The sequence below is a fragment of the Sorangium sp. So ce124 genome (assembly GCF_051525235.1).
GTDB classification, from domain to species: domain Bacteria; phylum Myxococcota_A; class Polyangia; order Polyangiales; family Polyangiaceae; genus Sorangium; species Sorangium atrum.
Genome location: NZ_CP150312.1, coordinates 6,453,964 through 6,470,029 on the forward strand (window position 1 = coordinate 6,453,964; position 16,066 = coordinate 6,470,029).

The following is a 16,066-nucleotide window of genomic DNA, read 5'->3' on the forward strand; positions in this document are numbered from 1 at the left end:
CAGGCCGTGTGGAGGCCGGCGCCTCGTCGCCGACGCCCGCCGGGAGACCCGCGCCGCGTCGCCGACGCCCGCCGGGAGACCCGCGCCGCGTCGCCGACGCCCGCCGGGTCACCGCCGCCGCGTCGCCGACGCGCTCCGGATCGCCACCGCCGCCCACGTCGCAAAGCTGCCTCCCATGGCCGGAATCCTGCCCGCCTCTTTCGCGGCCGCGCGACCGTGATACCCCCTCCAGCATGGGAAAAGCCGCGTTTCTCGCCCGCCGGCTCACACCGAGCGGGTGCATCGTCGCAGGTACAAGGCTCGCGTCTCACCGAGAGGCGCTGAAATCGAAGAAGATCAAGCTCGCCCCCAAGGTCGACGCAGCGGTCCAGTCCGTCATCGCGCGCACGGAGGCCGTCGAGGCGCTCGGGAGCACCGACGCCACCATGACGGAGATCGATCGCGGCGCCGACCGGTGCATCTCCGCCTTCGGCGCCCAGCTCGACGGCATCGAGCGCTCGTTCGACCACGACGACATCCTGCCGCTGAGCGATGACGAGGCCGCGCGCCGGGCCGACGCCGCGCTGGTGCGGTCGGAGGTGCTGTCGTCGGGTACGGGCTTCGTCAAGCTCGTGTACTCCCAGCAGTGGGTGCGCATGAGCGCGATGATCAAGGCGCTCGACGGCAAGGAAGTGAAGGCGGCGGTGGAGCGCCTCGGGCTCGCGGCCGAGGTCGATCGCCTCCGGCGCTGGACGGCGCTCTACGGCCAGAAGCTCGGCGTCACCGAGGCGAAGAGCGCGGACCCGGCGATCAAGGCGGTGGAGGCGTGGCACGAGGCCTACGGCACGCTCCTGGTCCAGGTCCACGCCGAGTACGACGACGACAAGGACGAGACGCACGCGCTCCTCCGCGACCGCCTCCTGTCGCCTTACGAGGACGCGGCGGAAGAGGAGCGGCGCGCCGAGCGGGCCCGCGCCGCCAGCGCCAGGAAGAAGCACGAGCCCGACGTTCCCGCCTGATCATCCCCTCTCCCGCACGTCAGCCGCGCTCCCGGCGAGGCCGTCCGAGCCATGTAGCTTTCCCGGGCTACCGGACGGTGGGCTCGCGATTGCCGCGATTGCACACGCTCGCGGGACCATGGGACCATCCTGTCACCATGGGAAAGGTCACCGCCCTCCACATGGACACCATCACCGAGAAGTCCGGTCACCAGATGACCGGTATGGCGGTGAGCGTGTGTCTGACCCCGGCCGCACCCAGCCCCTTGCCCATCCCCTACCCCACCATGGGCACGGTCTCCGAGGGGATCATCGACCCGTGCATGCGCACGAAGATCGAGGGCGCGAAGGTCCTCACCGTCGGCGGCTGCATGAAGGCGTGCCACGGCAACGAGCCCGGCACGCTCAAGGAGGTGGTCAGCCTCAACACCGGCGGGCCTTGCTTCCCGTGGCTCGGCGCGCCGAACGTCATCATCGAGCTCGGCATGGCCGGCATCACCGGCAGCATGGGCCAGATGAACAAGAGCATCACCGTCGGCGCCGGCGCCAGCGCGAGCGGCGCAGGCGGGGGCGGCGGCGGTGGCGGGGGCGGCGGCGGCGGCGCCGGGGGCCCGGGCGGCGGCAGCCCGCAAGGCGGCGGCAACGGCGGCGGGGGCGGCGGCGGGGGCAACGGCGGCGCCGGGCCGCCGAGCCCGCCTGCGCCGCCGGGCGCGGAGGGCCAGGCAGCCGCGGGCCACCCCATCGATGTCGTGACCGGGACGCTGTTCACGATCCCGTCAGCCGACTTCACGCTCACCGGGTTCCTCTGGGTCCAGTGGATCCGCACCTACAGCACGTCGGCCGTGCGCCACCGCTGCGGCCTCGGGTGGGGCTGGTCGCACGGCCTCGCCTGGCGCGCCGAGCGCAACGGCGATCGCCTCGTCCTCGTCGACGACCAGCAGCGCCGCACCGAGATGCAGCTGCCCGGGGCCGGTGAAACGCTGCTCCTCCCCCACGGCCGGAAGGTGCACCTCGACGGGGACGCGATCGTCGTCGACCTGGACGACGACCTCGCGCGGGTCCTCCGGCCCACCGCCGATCCGCGGGCGTACGCGCTCACCGAGCTGCGCGACGCCTTCGGCAACAGGGCCACGATCGACTGGGATCAGGACGAGATCGTGGCCATCACGGACTCGGTCGGCCGCCGCGCGGAGGTCTCCCGCGACGGGGACCTGCGCATCTGGTCCGTCGCGGTCGCCGACGAAGGCGGCAATGAGCACCGCCGGCGCCTCGTGACCTACGAGCTCGACGGGCGGGGCGACCTCGTCCGGGTCATCGACGTGGGCGGCGCGGAGACCCGGTTCAGCTACGACGACGAGCACTACCTGCGCTCGGAGACGCGCCCCGACGGGGTCGTCTTCCATTTCGTGTACCAGGACGTGGGCGGCGAGCGGCGCTGCGTCGAGACGTGGGGCGAGCTGCCCGGCGGCGACCTCCTCGCCGCGCTCGGCGCCCCCGAGGCGCACGTGGCCGGCGGCCCCCGCGGCATCTTCCACACGCGCGTCGCGTACGGGCCCGAGCCTCACCAGACGACGGTGACGGACGCGCTCGGCCACGTCCATCGCTACCAGGGCAACGCGCTGGGCCTCGTCGAGCGCTACGTCGACCCGCGCGGCTACGCCATGCTGTTCACGTACGACGGGGTCGGGCGCCTCATCGCCGTCACCGACGGCGCCGGGACCACGCAGCGGCGCCGCCACGATCTCGCCGGGCAGCTGATCTCCATCAGCGACGGCGGCGGCACGGTCCGGTACCAGGCGGACGAAGAGCAACAGGGCGTCACCACCATCGCCCCGAACGGCCACCGCTCCACCGTGCGGCGCAGCCGGGGGCGCGTCGTCGAGATCGAGGACGCGCGCGGCAAGACGACGGCCGAGTACGACGCGCGCGGCAAGAACACGAAGATCACGTACCCGAGCGGCCTCGTCGACACGCTCGAGTACGACGCGCACGGCAACCTCGTCCGCTACGCGCAGGGGGAGCGCGTGTGGACCTACGTCTACGATCTCCTCGGCATGCCCGTGCGCATCGAGTCGCCCGGCGGCGCGGCGACGTCGCTCGAGTACGACTCCTCCGGCAACATCGTCAGCGCCGTGGGGCCGAGCGGACAGCGCACCGAGCGCGCCTTCGACGGGCTCGGGCTGTGCACGGCGACCTCGTACCCCGGCGGCGGCCGCGCGCAGTACCGCTACGTGGCCAGCGCGCTCGTCGAGCAGGTGCTGCCGGACGGCTCGCGCTGGACCATGGGCTACGACGCGCTCCTCCGGCTGAGCTGGATGCAGAACGCCGCGGGCGAGCGGCGCTCGTTCGAGTACGACGCCGCCGGCAACCTCGTCCGCGAGACGACGTTCACGGGGCTCCAGTACCGCTACGAGTACGACGGCGCGGACCGGCTCGTGTCGATCCTCCGGCCCGACGAGTCGATCGTGCGGCTCTCGCGCGACGGCGCGGGCAACGTCGTCGCGCGGGAGTACTCGTCGGGCCTCGTCGAGCGCTTCGAGTACGACGCCCTGGGGCGCGTCGCGCGCGCGACGAACGGCGCCTGCACGACGGAGCTCGCGTACGACGAGCGCGGCGCGATCCTGCGGGACACGCAGACGTGCGGCGGCTTCAAGTTCGTCACGAGCTACGACTACGACGAGGGCGGCCAGCTCGTGGGGCGCCGGTACTCGTCCGGCTGGCGCGTGACGCTGGAGCACGACACGTACGGGCGGGTCGCCGCGATGGGCGTCGGCCATCCGGACGCCGCCGAGCGCTTCGTCTTCGAGCGCGACGAGCAGGACGGCGAGCGCGCCCGCCGGCGTGATGGCGGCGCCGGCGCCATCCTGACCCGGCGCAACGCCGAGGGCTTCCCCCTGGAGATCCAGGTGGAGGGCGCGCCGGGCGAGGTCGTCCGGTCCCGCGCCTACCGCTGGCACCCGACCGGGGCGCTGGCATCCGTGATCGACAGCGAGCGCGGCGAGCGCCGCTACGAGCTCGACGCGCACGGGCGGCCCGTGGAGGTGCGCGGGCTCGGCGCGACCGAGGCGTTCTCCTACTCGCCGCACGGCACGGCGATCGCGCGCGGCGAGGGATCGGTCGGCGCCGGCGGACGGCCGCGCGCGGCGGGCGATCAGGTCCTGACCTGGGATCGCCTTGGCCGGCTCTCGGGCCGGGACGCGCCCGATCCACAGCGCACGTGGCGGTACGCCTTCGACGAGAACGATCGCCTGACCGAGGCCGTGCGCGGCGACGGGCTGAAGGTCCAGTACATCTACGACGCGCTCGGCCGCCGCGTGGCCGAGATCGTCGGCCAGGGGAGCACGTGGTTCGGCTGGGACGGCGACAGCATCGTCGAGGAGCGCGCCTCGGGCGGGCAGGTCACGCGCCGTGTCTTCGACGCGTCAGGTCACACGCCGCTGCTCGAGTCGCAGGGCGGCGCGGGCTTCCGCCTCGTGGCGACCGACGCCGCGGGGACGCCGTGGCTCACCCTCGACGCGGCCGGCGAGATCACCGAGATCGACCTGACCACCTGGGGCGAGGTCGCCCACGAGCGCGGCGAGCCGGGCGCGCTCCGCTTCGCCGGGCAGCGCGCCGATGAGCTCACCGGCCTGCACTACAACCGGTACCGCTACTACGCGCCCGACCTGCGCGTGTTCATCTCGCCGGATCCCATCGGCGTCTCGGGCTCGCTGCAGGAGATCGGCTTCGTCCCGAACCCGACGCTCTTCATCGACCCGCTCGGGCTGCTCACGATCATCACGGCCTCGAACGATCCCAAGCTCCACAACGCCTACTACTCGCAGTACGCGGCGAAGTACCCGGGCGCGACGATCCTCAAGCCGAACCAGGTCGTGCCTGGCAGCCTCAAGGGGGAGACCGATGTCGTCGTCGACACCCACGGCTGGCCGGGCAGCGTCGAGTGGGCGGGGAAGAAGATCTCGGGGGCGCAGCTCGCGGACAAGCTGAACGCCGCCGGGTTCAACGGGAAGATGCCCGGAGCGCGCGTCGAGGTCGTCACGTGCAACGGCGGGACGAAGCCGAACTTCATGGGCCGCAGCGTCGCCCAGGCGGTCGCGGACCGGACCGGCGCGACCACGTCCGGCGCGACAGCGAAGGGCGTCCCCGGCGTGGCCTCCGCCGGGGCGATGGGCAACGCGGGCGCCTCCGGCCTGGTCAGCGGGATGCCGACGGGACTCGGGTCCGGCAACGCCCCGGGTGGCCTGCACGTCAGCGGCGGCGGGCACCTGATCAAGGACATCAAGCCGCGCTGGTACACGTTCGGGCAGTGACGGGCGCCCCGCCGCTCAGGGCGCGCCGGCGGTCGGGTCCTGCAACGGCTCCGGCGACCCGATCCAGGCTGCGAGCCGCACCTCGTCCTGCGGCGGCGCGCCCAGGACGACGACGAGGAACGGGCCGTCGCACACGAAGTAGCGCTCGTACATGTCGCCGCGCCCGAGGGTGAGCGGCCCGGGCTCGGTCGGCGGGAGCGCGTCCCCGCCGAGGCGGAAGCAGACGGTATGGCGGGCGTCTCCGATCCGGCGCCCCTCCCCGCCCGCGAGCGGCTTGCCGACGAGCTCTTCGTGCACACGGGCCGCGCACAGGTCGAGCAGGGGGATCTTCAGCGCACAGCGCCTGTCGAAGGGCTTCACGCCGAACCATCTCCCGAGCCAGCCCCTCGGCCTCCGCGCCGTCGCGACGACCTCCGCGACGGCGGCCCCGAGCGTCTCGGGGTGCGGGCACCGCGCGACAACCACGCGCTCATCCCCCCTGGCCTCCACCTCGATCACGAAGTCGTCAGGGCCGCTGTGGCGATGCACCGTCAGCTGCGCCGCGGCCCGCGCCCACGTCGCGTCGTCGACGTCGTTCCAGAGCCCGAACGCAGGCAGGACGCGCTCGCCGAAGAGGACGCCCTCACGCCGGCTGGCGAAGGGCGCCGCGAACGACGGGCGCACGAACGAGAACGCGTACGCCCCGAGGGCGTCTCCGGGCGCGCTCTCCGGCAGCGCGCCCTCAGGGAGCGGCTCGAATCTCCGCGCGCTCTCCTGCGCCACCTCCCGGAGCGCCTCTGCGGCGGCGCCGACGCGCGCGACCGACCAGGGCGAGCCCGCGGCGTGCGGCACGGCGGACGCCTCTCCCGCTCGCTCCTCCAGCGGGAAATCCGGCGAGAAGATCAGAGTCTGGTCTCGGGCGATGGGGGACGACAGCGACGGCACGAGCACGGTCGCGCGGCTCATCGTGGGCATGAGGTCCTCTGGTCCTGGAAGGAGGCGGGTAGTATACCGCTCTCCTCCTCTCTCATCGCCGCGCCCGCGACGATCGTGGACCAAGCCATGCCGCTGCCCGACTTCCTCCCTGCGCTGCTTCGTCCGGAGCTCGCCGAGCTCCACGCCTACACCCCGGTCGCGGGGCACTTCCCCGTGCGCCTCGACGCGAACGAGAGCCCGCCGCTGCTCTCGGCCGAGGCGCGGGCGGCCCTCGCGCGGGCCGCGGCGCCCGAGGACTGGGGCCGCTACCCCGACGCGCGCGCCCTCGATCTCCGCGAGGCCATCGCTGCCCACTGCGGCGCCGATCCCGACGAGATCGTGGCCGGCGTCGGCTCCGACGAGGTGATCTCGATCGTGCTCACCGCGCTCAGCCGCCCGCGGCAGGGCGCGGACGCGCCGAGCGTCGTCACGGTCAGCCCCACCTTCGTCATGTACAAGCTGAGCGCGCGCGCGCGCGGGATGCGCGTCGTCGAGGTCCCGCTCGACGCCGGCTGGGATCTCGACGTGGCGGGCCTCGCGCGCGCCGTCGATTTCGCGCGCCCCAACATCGTCTTCATCGCCTCGCCGAACAACCCTACGGGCGCGCTCATGTCGGAGGACCGGCTCGAGGCGGTCGTCGCCGCGGCGAGGGACGCCCTCGTGATCGTCGACGAGGCGTACATCGACTTCGCCCCGCGCGACCAGCTCGCCCTCCTGCGCAAGCACCCGAACGTCGCCGTGCTGCGGACGCTCTCGAAGATCGGCCTCGCGTCGCTGCGGATCGGCTGGCTCATCGGCGCCCGGGAGCTCGTGGCCGAGCTCGACAAGGTCCGCCAGCCCTACAACCTGCCCACCCCGTCGCAGCGCGCGGCCGCCTTCGCCCTGCGGGAGCTCGGCGGCGAGCTCCGCCGCGCCGCCGCCGCCGTGACGGCCGAGCGCGAGCGCCTCGCGGCCGGGCTCGCCGAGCTCGGCCTCACGGTCGCGCCGAGCCACGCCAACTTCCTCTGGATCGGCACGCGCCGCCCTGCCGGCGAGGTCTTCGACGCGCTCGCCGCGCGCGGCGTCCTCGTGCGCAGCTTCCACGCGGCGGGCGGACGCCTCGCGCACCGGCTCCGCATCACCGTCGGCCTCCCGGAGGAGAACGATCGCCTCCTCGCCGAGATCGCCGCGTGCGCGTAGCCGTGCCGCCCTCCGCCGCGCGGCGCGCGCCGCGTGTGTTCCTCGCAGCGATCGCGTCGCTCGCGGCGCTCACGTCCATGGCCGGCTGCGCCGCGCCCCGGGTCGCGCGCTCGATCGACGGCCAGATCATCGAGGGTCGCTTCATCGCGGCGCAAGCCTATGCGCTGTATGCGATCGGCGCCGAGGCCGAGGCGCGCGGCGATCTCGCGACGGCGCTGGAGGCGTACGAGCTGGCGGAGGATGGAGACCCCGACAGCGCGGACATCTGGACCCGTATCGGGTCCGTGCGCTGCCGGCTCGGGCGCGGGGAGGCGGCGGGCGCCGCCTTCGAGCGCGCCCGCGCGATCGAGCCCGACTACGAGCCGGCCTACCGCGAGCAGGCGCGCTGCGATCTCTCCGCGGGGCGCCTCGATGCGGCGCTCGGGCGGATCGATCGGGCGATCTCGCTCGATCCGGAGCGTGACGACGGCGCCCTGCTCCGGGCCGAGATCCTGCGGCGCCTGGGCCGAACGGGCGACGCGCGCCTCGCCTTGCGGGCGCTCGTGGTGCGGCGCCCGTGGTCGACGGAGGCGTGGCGCGCGCTGCACGCGGCGGCCGTCGAGGCGGGCGATCGCGCGGTGGCCGAGCAGGCTGCGCGTCGCCTGAGGGAGCTGGCTGCGCCGGGGGCAGGCGTCCCGGGGCGGCGGGTGTCGTCGGGCGGGCACCTGGCCGAGGTCGACGAGGCGCTCGTCCTGGGCCAGCTGCGCCGCGCCCGCCGCCTGGCGCGCGACGCGGATCTGACGCCCGCCGAGGTCGCGGTGCGCGCGGCCGCGCTGGGCCGCCTCGGCGAGGCCCGCGAGCAGGCCGAGCTCGTCTCGGCGGCCGATCCGGCGAGCGCCTCGGCGCTCGTGGCGCTCGCTGTGGCGGCCGATCTGAGCGGCGATCTCGACGCGCTGACCCGGGCCTGCGACGCCCTCGACCTGTCCACGGCGGCGGGCGGCCCCACGGCGGCCCCCTCGCGGCTCGCCCGTCTCCTCTTCGCCGAGCTGCTCTTCCGTCGCGTAGGCCGCGACGCCGCGCTCACCTGGCTCGGCCCGCCGCCTCCCGCGCTCGGCGCCCCGGACACGCTGTCCCAGGAGGTCGAGCGGCGCGTCCGCCGAGAGCTCGTGGGCGCGCCCTGATCGTGGCGGCGGGGGCGCGTGCCCCGGCCGTGTACCTCAAGGCGAAGGCTTGGTGTGCGGCTTCTCGTTGTACTTCTTGAGGTCGAAGTTGAGCTCGAAATCGAGCGTGTTATCGCCCTCCTTGATCTCGATCTCCCTCTTCACGTCCTGATCGATGGCCGGCAGCAGGGCGGCGGTGAGCACCTTGCCCACGGGGATGTTCTTGATCTCGAACTTGCCGTCGAGCCCGGTCACGTCGTGTGTCGCGAACTTGAGCACGAAGACCTCGGCCTTGAGGAACGGCTTCGGCAGCTTGTCCACGAGGTGGTAGTAGCCTGGCTGCGGCGGGTAGAACTTCACCGGGTCGCCCTGGGGCACGGCGACGAGGACCGCCATGAAGGGGGCTCCCTCGAGGTTCGGCATGTACGGCTCCAGGGGATCGAGGTTCGCGACCTCGAGCCGCTGTCCATAGGACATGACCACGGTCCGCTTCGAGAACGCGCACCCGTGGATGGTCACCTTCTCCGCCTCTTCGCGCTCCGGCACGTAGCCGCTGTAGTTGACGACGGTGACGAGCGCGTCGGCGACCCCGTTCTGCTGTCCCACGCGGAACAGCCGCCCGTAGGTCGCGGCGGCCTCGCCGCACTTGCCGATCGGAAAGCTGAGCCCTGTATCGGGCGGCGGGTCGCCCTTGATGGTGACGCGTCCTTTCAGCGTCCCCGTGGGCCCGCTGTACGGCGCCAGTCGCTTCGGGTTCATCACCTTCGCGACGTCCTCGGAGGTCAGCGAGATCTCGTGCGCCGCGCCCGCCCCGGCCTGCGCGCTCCCCGCAGCGCCGGCGCTCGCGCTCCCCGCCGCCGCCGCGGCCCCTGCGGCCACCGGCGCCGCGCTCCCCGTCGCCGCACTTCCCGCGGCCACCGGCGCCGCGCTTCCCGCCGGTGCAGCGCTCCCCGCGGTCGCGCCGCCGCTCGCGTTCCCTCCCTGACACCCGAGCGCCCCGAGCAGCGCGACGCACGCCGCTCGCATCCTTCCATCTCCCGCTCTTCTCTGCAGCTTCTCGCCGGTTCGCATCGGCGCCGACTTTAGCAACTCGCGCGCCCCGCGCAGCACCGCGGTTTCATCGCCCAGAACGCGCCCCCACGGCGAGCGCCGCCCCCCACTGCCAGATCAGTTGGCGGCGCAGTGCCCCCCAGATGACAGCGGTAGGCCCTCGGAGCCCCTGCTCGTCGCGCGGCGCACGGTGGACCGTTGTCTGAGCGGACTTGCCCAGGTTCCTCCGGCTTTGCCGGAGGAACCTGGGCTCACGCGAGTTCGGTCCACCGCGCGCCGCGCGACGAGCAGGGGCTCCGAGGGCCGGGCAGCTCGCCAAGGAGCCCCCCCACGGAACCACCGCCAGACGTGATCGAGGAGGAGGTCTAACGAGAAGCGAGGACCGCGCGTACTGCGATCCCGAGCGAGGTCGTCGGCCAGATGCCGAGGACCATCACGAGCACCGCGGACACCACCAGGGCCGCGTTGACGTAGCCCGAGCGCATCGGCCGCGCGATCGGAGCGCCCGGCGCCGGCTCGCGCATGTACATGTAAACGAGCACCCGCAGGTAGTAGTACGCCGACAGAACGCTGTTGAGCAGCAGCGCCACGGACAGCGTGTACAGCTCCGCGCCCATCGCCGCCTTGACGATGTAGAGCTTGCCGAAGAAGCCCGCCGTCGGCGGCACCCCGGCCAGCGACAGCAGGAAGAGCGAGAACGCGAGCGCCGCCACCGGGTGCCGCTTGCCGATCCCGGAGAGGTCCTCGTAGCTCACCGCCTCGGCCCCGCGGCTGCCGCAGAGGATGAGCGTCCCGAAGGCGCCGACCGTCGAGACCGTGTAGGCGAGCAGGTAGAACATCACGCTCGCCTGCGCGTCCTCGCTCGCCCGCACCGTCGCCGCCACGCCCACGAGCAGGTACCCGGCGTGCGCGATGCTCGAGTACGCGAGCATCCGCTTCACCGACTCCTGCCGGCCCGCGATGAGGTTCGCGACCGTCATCGTGAGCAGCGCCATCACCGCCACGGCCGGCGGCCAGCCCGCGGCCCACGACGAGAGCGCCGGGCTGCCGAACGCCCCGAGCAGCACCCGCAGGAGCGTCGCGAACGCCGCGCCCTTCACGGCGACCGCCATGAACGTCGTGGCCGGCGTCGGGGCGCCCTCGTACGCGTCCGGCGTCCACATGTGGAACGGCACCGCGCTCACCTTGAACGCGAGCCCGACGAGCATCAGCGCCGCCCCGATGAGCAGCAGCGCCGGGTTCGGCGCCGCGGCCCCCTTCGCGCCCGCGATGGCCTCGCCGATCCCCGCGAGGTCGGTGTGCCCCGTCGCCCCGTAGATCAGCGCGCCGCCGTACAGCAGCAGCGCGGCCGCGAACGAGCCGAGCAGGAAGTACTTGATCGCCGCCTCGGTGCTCCGCGGCGACGTCCTGCGGAACCCGGTCAGCGCGTACGCCCCGAGCGACATCGTCTCCAGGCCGAGGAAGAGCGTCAGCAGATCCCCCGCGCCGGCGAGGATGATCGCCCCGATCGTCGAGAAGGTCAGCAGCGGGTAGAACTCCCCGCGATCGAGCCGGTGCTCCGGGAGGTACCCCCCGGCGAGCAGCGCCGCGAGCGCGCCGCCCAGGCAGAGCACGAAGGAGAAGAACAGCGTGAACCGGTCCATGACCAGGTACGGGGCGAGCGAGTCGAACCCCTCCAGCGTCTCGGGGCCGACGAACCCGACAGCGCCCGAGAAGATCGCCCCGGCGAGGAGCGTGATCGCGGTCCCGAGCGCCATGTCGGACGACGGGCCGGAGCGGCGATCGTGCGACTCCTCGCGGCGGTGCGAGAACGCCTCCGCGAGCATCAGCAACGCGCCGCCGAGCGAGACGACGATGAGCGGCGATACCGCGATGTACGGTCCGAGGATCATCGCGCCGCCTCCTCCGCGCGCGCCGCGAGCGCGCCGCCCGCCGCCCGATCGCGCCGAGCCTGCTCGTCTTCACCCGCCCCCGCAGCGCCCTGACCGGATCCCACCGAGGGCGCCCCCTTCAGGAAGGCGGGGGAGAACGTGTCCTCGGGCAGGAGCTTCGCGTTCCGTTCGTCCGCGAAGAGGATCGCCTGCCCGGAGACGACCTTGAACTGGTTGTAAGTAGACAGGACCGACTCCTTCATCCGATCGAGGAAGATCGCAGGGAACAGGCCGATCACGAAGATCATGAGGATCAGGGGCGCGAGCGCGAGACCCTCGCGGGGCGTCACGTCGGGCAGGTGCTTGTTCTTCGGGTTCGTGAGCGGCCCGAAGAACATCTTCTGCACGACGCTCAGCATGTAGACGGCGGCGAGGATGACGCCCGCCGCGGCGCCGATCGTGTGGATCCCGCTGAACGTCCCGAGGCGCTCGGACGCGTAGGTCCCCATGATGATCATGAACTCGCCGATGAACCCGTTCGTGCCGGGCACGCCCACGGAGGCGAACGTCACGATCAGGAAGAGCGTCGCGTAGGCGGGCATCACCTTGGCGAGGCCGCCGAACTCCGCGACCTCCCGGGTGTGGCGGCGGTCGTAGATCACGCCGACGAGGAGGAAGAGCGCGCCGGTGGAGACGCCGTGGTTCACCATCTGGAGCACCGCGCCCTGGATCCCGCTCGGCGTGACGCCGAAGAGCCCGAGCATCACGTAACCCAGGTGGGCGACCGACGAGTACGCCACGAGGCGCTTCACGTCGGACTGCTTCCAGGCGACGAGCGCGCCGTAGATCACCCCGCCGAGGATCGCGATGCCGGCCAGGTTGGCCGCGAGGCTCGAGGCCGGGCCCGGGAAGAGGCCCATCGAGAAGCGCAGGTACGCGTACGTCCCGATCTTCAGCATCACCGCGGCCAGGATCACCGAGCCGCCGGTCGGCGCCTGCACGTGGGCGTCCGGCAGCCACGTGTGCACCGGCCACATCGGCACCTTGATGAAGAACGCGATCGAGAACGCCCAGAAGCAGAGCATCTGCGCGCCCCGGGGCAGCACGACGCGCGACAGCGCGAGGTAGTCGAACGTGTAGGCGCCCGTGAGCTTCTGGTTCGCCCACACGAGGTACACGATGCCCGCGAGCATCAGCATCGAGCCCGCCATCGTGTAGACGAAGAGCTTGATCGCCGCCTTGATCTTCTCGACGCCGCCCCAGATGCCGATCATCACGAACATCGGCACCAGCATCAGCTCCCAGAAGAGGAAGAACAGGAACAGGTCGAGCGCGACGAACGCGCCGAGCATCGCCCCCTGCAGGAACAGGAGGCAGAAGCAGAGCTCCTTGATCCGGTTCTTGATCGAGCCGAACGACGCGTACGCCGCGATGGGCGCGATGAACGTCGTCAGCAGGACGAGCCAGAGGCTGATGCCGTCGATGGCGACGTGCCACCGGATGCCCAGCGCCGGGATCCACTCCTTGATCGACTGGAAGTGCCAGCCCACGGTCATCGGCACGGTGAGCAGCCACAGCGACGCGAGGAAGCCCGCGCCGAGCACGGCCAGCGTGAAGCCCCGGAGCAGCGAGAGCAGCTGCCGCGGCACGAACAGCACCGCGGCGGCGCCAACGAAGGGCAGCCCGATGAGCACGTTGAGCAGCGACGGCCACTCGTCGGTCGTACCCGTCGCTTCCGCCGCGGCGCCTGACGGCCAGAGCCACTGCACGAAGAGCACCGTGAGCGCCGCGATGAGCCCGAGGCCGACCCGCTGCCACGGGGTGTACCCCGCGGCGGCGTGGGCCTCGCCGTGCTCGTCGCCGTGGTGGTCGTCGCCATGGTGGTCGTCACCGTGGCCGTCGTGGTGATCGTCGCCGGCGTGGGCGTCTTCGGCGCCCTGCCCGCCGCCCGGCGGGAGGATCGCCCCCACGACGCCGGCAGCGAGCGCCGGCCAGTACTGCGTTACGAGGTCGAGCGCGCTCATTGCAGGCCTCTCGGCTTGATCAGGTCATGGATCTGCTCCGCCGGGGTCGCCCCCGGGGGCAGCGCGGGCACGTCCGGGCCCAGCAGGGTGGTCGGACCCGCGGGGGTCTTGCGGCTCGCCGGCCTGGAGAACGAGAAGGTCTCGGTCGCCTCGCGGTCGAAGGCGTTCCGCACGCGGAGGACGACGTCCTTCGTCTCGCCGGGCTCGAGCTTCACCGTGACGTCGGTCGCCTCGGAGAACTCGCGCGCCGGCAGGCCGGGCGCCTCCCAGCGGTACCGGTAGCCGAGCCCCGGCGCCGCCGAGAGCCTCACCTCGCCGGACCGGCGCAGCTCCGCGTCGTCGACGTTCGCGTCCGCGTGCGGCTTGACGAGGAACCAGCCGACGCCGGCGAGGCCGACGACCATCGACGCGGCGTAGACCTGCACGCGGCCCGTCTGGAGCGCGCGCAGCACCGTGCCGAAGAACCCGACCAGCGCGGCCGAGAGCTTCGCGATGATGCCGTCGATGATCCACTTGTCGGCCATCGTGAAGATGTCGGCGATCGCGTCGACCATGCCCACCACCGTGGCGTTGTAGAGCTCGTCGATCCGCCACTTGTCGTAGATGAGCCGGTAGAGCCCAGGGAAGCCCTCGGCGAAGCGCCGCTCGGGCTCGCCGCGCTTGTTCCAGTACACGAGCATCGCCAGGCCGATGCCGGTGAAGCACGCCGCGACGCCGGGCAGCATCATCGGGAAGAGCAGCCCCTCCACCCCCTCGCGCACCGTCACCGCCCGCTCCGTCAGCGAGAAGACCGGCTCGAGCAGGTGCGCGAGCGGCGCGAACGCGTGGTTGTGGGTGAGGTGCACGAGCGGCTCCGCCATGAGGAAGCCGGCGAAGACCGACAGCGCCCCGAGCACGATCAGCGGGATCGTCATCGGCAGCGGCGACTCGTGCGGCTCCGGGCCCTCGAGCTTCTCGCCGTGCGCGTGCCCGTGGTGATCGTCGTGGTGGCCGTGCGGGTGCGGGTCCTTCCACCCGCGCACGATCGTCCAGCCGCGGAACTCGCCGTGGAACGTCTGGAAGTACGCGCGGAACATGTAGAAGGCGGTCATCGTCGCGGCCAGGATGCCGACCCAGTAGATCGCCGGGCCGAGCCACTCGGGCCACTGCCACACGGGCTGCCCGCGCGTCGAGACCGACTCGATCCGGCCGGAGAAGGCGCGCCACAGGATCTCGTCCTTCGACCAGAACCCGGCGAACCCGGGGAAGCCCGCGATCGAGAGGCACGCGAGGAGGAAGGTCCAGCGCGTCAGCGGCATGTGGTTCTTCAGGCCGCCCATGTTGCGCATGTCCTGGGACTGGTCGGTGTCGTGGATGCGGGCGTGCATCGCGTGGATCACCGAGCCGGCGCCGAGGAAGAGGCAGGCCTTGAAGAAGGCGTGCGTGAGCACGTGGAAGAAGCCGGCCGCGAACGCGCCGACGCCCACGCCGATGAACATGAACCCGAGCTGGCTCACCGTGGAGTAGGCGAGCACCTTCTTCAGGTCGTTCTGGAAGAGCCCGATCGAGGCCGCGAACAGCGCCGTGGCCACGCCGGTCACCGCGACGACCGCCATCGCGAACGGCGACAGCACGAACACCGCCGAGAGCCGCGCCACGAGGTAGACGCCCGCGGTCACCATCGTCGCGGCGTGGATCAGGGCGGAGACCGGCGTCGGGCCGGCCATCGCGTCGGGCAGCCAGACGTAGAGCGGGATCTGCGCGCTCTTGCCGGCGCAGCCGAGGAACAGCGCGAGCGCGGCCAGCGTCCCCGCGTAGACGAGCACCGGCTGCGACGGGATGAGGAAGCTCAGGAAGCCCGGCACGGTGTCGACCGACATGTTGCCGATCGGCCAGATCTTCACCGCGGAGAGCAGGTTGCCCGCGTTCGCCGCGATGCCGTCGAAGTTCAGCGTGCCCGTGTAGTAGGCGAGCATCGCCATCGCCACGAGGAGGCCGAAGTCGCCGATGCGGTTCACGACGAACGCCTTCTTGCCCGCGCTCGCGTTCTTGTCGTCCTTGAACCAGAACCCGATGAGCAGGTAGCTGCACATGCCGACGCCCTCCCATCCCACGAAGAGGACGGCGAGGTTGTCGCCCATGATCAGGACGAGCATCGAGAAGATGAACAGGTTCAGGTACGCGAAGAACCGGTAGTACCCCGGGTCCTCGCGCATGTACGCGGACGAGTAGAGGTGGATGAGGAAGCCGACGCCGGTGACGACGAGGATCATCGTCCCGCTCAGCCCGTCGACGCTGAAGGCGGCGTCGATCGCGATCGACTGGCCCATCCGGCCGGTGATCGAGAACCAGCGCCAGGCCGTCCAGGTGAGCTTGCCGCCCTCGTGCGGCAGCATCAGGAACGTCGTGACGGCCGCCAGGAAGGCGCCGCCGAGCGCGGCGAGCGCCATCAGCCGGACCGCGTCCTTGCCGAGCCGCTTGCCGAAGAGGCCGTTCACGAACGCGCCGAGCGCCGGCAGGCCGAGAATGACCGCGAGCAGCGCGAACTCGGACGCGGGGAATAAGACTCTCAGGGCTTCCACG

At 72.2% G+C, this 16,066-nt stretch carries 9 protein-coding genes; 4 read left to right on the forward strand and 5 right to left on the reverse strand.

Going from position 1 to position 16,066, the window contains the following annotated elements:
* The first annotated feature begins 233 nt into the window (after positions 1–233).
* Positions 234–998: a phosphoenolpyruvate--protein phosphotransferase gene (locus WMF19_RS24065; protein ID WP_437901274.1), complete on the forward strand. Its 765-nt coding sequence runs from the start codon at positions 234–236 to the stop codon at positions 996–998.
* A 137-nt stretch (positions 999–1,135) separates the two neighbouring features.
* Positions 1,136–5,287 carry a PAAR-like domain-containing protein gene (locus WMF19_RS24070; protein ID WP_437901276.1) on the forward strand — a complete coding sequence of 1,384 codons (4,152 nt, stop codon included), beginning with the start codon at positions 1,136–1,138 and terminating at the stop codon, positions 5,285–5,287.
* 15 nt (positions 5,288–5,302) lie between these two features.
* Here the strand turns inward: WMF19_RS24070 and WMF19_RS24075 are convergent, their stop codons facing one another.
* Positions 5,303–6,241, reverse strand: a complete 939-nt coding sequence (locus WMF19_RS24075) for a hypothetical protein (RefSeq protein WP_437901278.1) — start codon at positions 6,239–6,241, stop codon at positions 5,303–5,305.
* 87 nt (positions 6,242–6,328) lie between these two features.
* Here WMF19_RS24075 and hisC point away from each other — a divergent pair, with 87 nt between their 5' ends.
* Positions 6,329–7,420: a histidinol-phosphate transaminase gene (gene hisC, locus WMF19_RS24080; RefSeq protein ID WP_437901280.1), complete on the forward strand. Its 1,092-nt coding sequence runs from the start codon at positions 6,329–6,331 to the stop codon at positions 7,418–7,420.
* Positions 7,411–8,580: a tetratricopeptide repeat protein gene (locus WMF19_RS24085; RefSeq protein ID WP_437901281.1), complete on the forward strand. Its 1,170-nt coding sequence runs from the start codon at positions 7,411–7,413 to the stop codon at positions 8,578–8,580. Before hisC ends, WMF19_RS24085 begins: the two co-directional genes overlap by 10 nt.
* A gap of 36 nt (positions 8,581–8,616) precedes the next feature.
* On the opposite strand, the gene WMF19_RS24090 is transcribed toward WMF19_RS24085, so the two are convergent.
* The 4 genes from WMF19_RS24090 to nuoL form a co-directional block, all read right to left on the reverse strand.
* Entirely contained in the window at positions 8,617–9,585 is a 969-nt protein-coding gene (locus tag WMF19_RS24090; RefSeq protein ID WP_437901282.1) for a hypothetical protein, read from the reverse strand.
* 389 nt (positions 9,586–9,974) lie between these two features.
* On the reverse strand, positions 9,975–11,501 hold the full coding sequence (locus tag WMF19_RS24095; protein ID WP_437901283.1) for an NADH-quinone oxidoreductase subunit N: 1,527 nt from the start codon (positions 11,499–11,501) through the stop codon (positions 9,975–9,977).
* Positions 11,498–13,504 carry a complex I subunit 4 family protein gene (locus tag WMF19_RS24100; RefSeq protein WP_437901284.1) on the reverse strand — a complete coding sequence of 669 codons (2,007 nt, stop codon included), beginning with the start codon at positions 13,502–13,504 and terminating at the stop codon, positions 11,498–11,500. The genes WMF19_RS24095 and WMF19_RS24100 overlap by 4 nt, the downstream gene beginning before the upstream one ends.
* Entirely contained in the window at positions 13,501–16,065 is a 2,565-nt protein-coding gene (gene nuoL / locus WMF19_RS24105) for an NADH-quinone oxidoreductase subunit L (RefSeq protein ID WP_437901285.1), read from the reverse strand. Before nuoL ends, WMF19_RS24100 begins: the two co-directional genes overlap by 4 nt.
* Position 16,066 lies beyond the last annotated feature (1 nt).